We start from the raw sequence: 1,717 nt of genomic DNA, 5'->3' as shown, positions 1-1,717 counted from the left end.
GTCGGCTGGCTGATCTTCGATCGTCCGGATGCTGGGAATGCCATCGACGCGCAAATGTTCGTCGACCTTGAGCATGCGTGGTCCGAACTCGATGCGGACGACACCGTCTCGGTGATCGTGAATACCGGCAACGGCCGCGCCTTCCAGACCGGGCTTGATGTCGTCCAACTGGCTCGAGACCCGGAGGCACTCAGGGCGAGTTCTCGCCAGACGAAGCGTGCGGAGCTGCGCCTCACCGCCTGGCATTGCGGCGTGACAAAGCCGGTGATCGCCGCGGTCAACGGAATCTGCGCCGGTGGCGGACTCCACTTCGTCGCCGACGCCGACATCGTCATCGCATCGAGCAACGCCAAGTTCCTCGACCCCCATGTGTCGGTCGGACAGGTCACCGCCTTCGAGACGATCGGCATGCTGAAGAAAAGTCCGATGGAGTCCATCGCCCGCATGGCCTACCTCGGCCGACATGAACGCATCACTGCGGACCGCGCCCGTCAGCTCGGAATCCTTTCCGAGGTGGTCGAGCCCGAACAGCTCCGGACCAGGGCGCAAGACATCGCCGAGACGATTGCGCAGCATCCCCTTGACCAACTCCGCCAACTTAAACGTCAACTGTGGGCCGCCCTGGAGGTCGCATGAGCAACGATCGCGCCTACATCCACGAGTTCATCGACATTCGCGGCGCCCACCGGGCGAACTACATGCATCACATGGCGGCCAACTGGTCACCGATGGCCCAAGAGGATCGCGGGCAATCGTGCTTCGGCATCTGGGCTGTCGTCGGCACCACCGGGCCGTGGCCACAGGTCTGCAACATCTGGGAAGAACCGGGACTCGATGGGCTGGCTCGATCGCTGACCGGCGAGAACGTCGGGCAGGGGCTGCAAGATCCCAAACTCGAACGGTGGTGGAAGGAAGCGGCCGAGTTTCGGCGCGGCGGCTTCGATCGCGTCCTTCTTCCCGCCCCCTGGAGCCCCACGCTCGAGGATTCCTTGAGCACCGGAATTCGGGCCGAGGTCTGCACGCACGAAATCATCAAGGTCACCCCGGGCACGGCACGCGAGGCGCTGGAGTTCGTGCGATCACATGCCATCGAGGCCTATAAGCCGCACGGCTGGACGCTCGCCGGCGCCTGGTGGACCACGATGCGCGACGAGGACGAAATCGTCGTGTTGTGGGCGCTTCCCGAGGGCTACGCCGCTTGGTCCGCCGGAGAGCATGCTCAGGTCTCGGATCCTGCGGTACGACGTTGGCGGACCGAAATGCGGGCGCTCGCCACCGACTGGCACCGCATCCTGCTCGCCGCCGCACCGCTTTGTCCGTGGCGAACCGGACGTCAACCGCACCGCGACGACCGCATCGACTGGCAGGACCCGTCATGACGGCCGGCGCGATCACCGACCACGCGCTCGCCCGCTTGCGAGCCCGCATCGGGATCACCCAACCCCATCCGCAGCCTCCGTGGTACCGCGACCCCGGCACCGACGCGTTCCGCCACGTGGCCGAGGCCTGCGGTGACGACAACCCACTGTGGTGCGACCCGACCTACGGCCCCACCACACGATGGGGCGAACCGATTGCGCCGCCTCACCTCAATGGCGGCGACACCATGATCGGCGAGAACGAAGTCACGCACCTTGATCCCGACACCAAAGCCCTGCTGAAGGGCGATCCCCTGAAGGGCGCCCACGCCTACTACGCAGGCAGTTTCCGGGAGTGG

Annotated in this window: 3 protein-coding genes; all 3 read left to right on the top strand. The window is 65.6% G+C overall.

Annotated elements, in window-relative coordinates; translation table 11 throughout:
* Positions 1 to 636 (top strand): enoyl-CoA hydratase/isomerase family protein (locus tag ABNS06_RS05080; RefSeq protein WP_348672979.1); only part of this gene is annotated, 636 nt, incomplete at its 5' end.
* On the top strand, positions 633 to 1,379 hold the full coding sequence (locus tag ABNS06_RS05075; protein ID WP_348672978.1) for a hypothetical protein: 747 nt from the start codon (positions 633 to 635) through the stop codon (positions 1,377 to 1,379). The genes ABNS06_RS05080 and ABNS06_RS05075, both read left to right, overlap by 4 nt.
* The coding region (locus tag ABNS06_RS05070; protein ID WP_348672977.1) for a hypothetical protein at positions 1,376 to 1,717 on the top strand (342 nt) is incomplete at its 3' end. The genes ABNS06_RS05075 and ABNS06_RS05070, both read left to right, overlap by 4 nt.

The organism is uncultured Abyssibacter sp., assembly GCF_964000955.1.
In the GTDB taxonomy this organism is placed as follows: domain Bacteria; phylum Pseudomonadota; class Gammaproteobacteria; order Nevskiales; family OUC007; genus Abyssibacter.
Note: the sequence above shows the minus strand (reverse complement) of the source record. Positions and strands in the feature narration are given on the sequence as shown.

Excerpts from the sequence above, each read along its gene's own strand:
- ABNS06_RS05075 (WP_348672978.1), top strand. The coding sequence starts at position 633 with ATGAGCAACGATCGCGCCTACATCCACGAGTTCATCGACATTCGCGGC.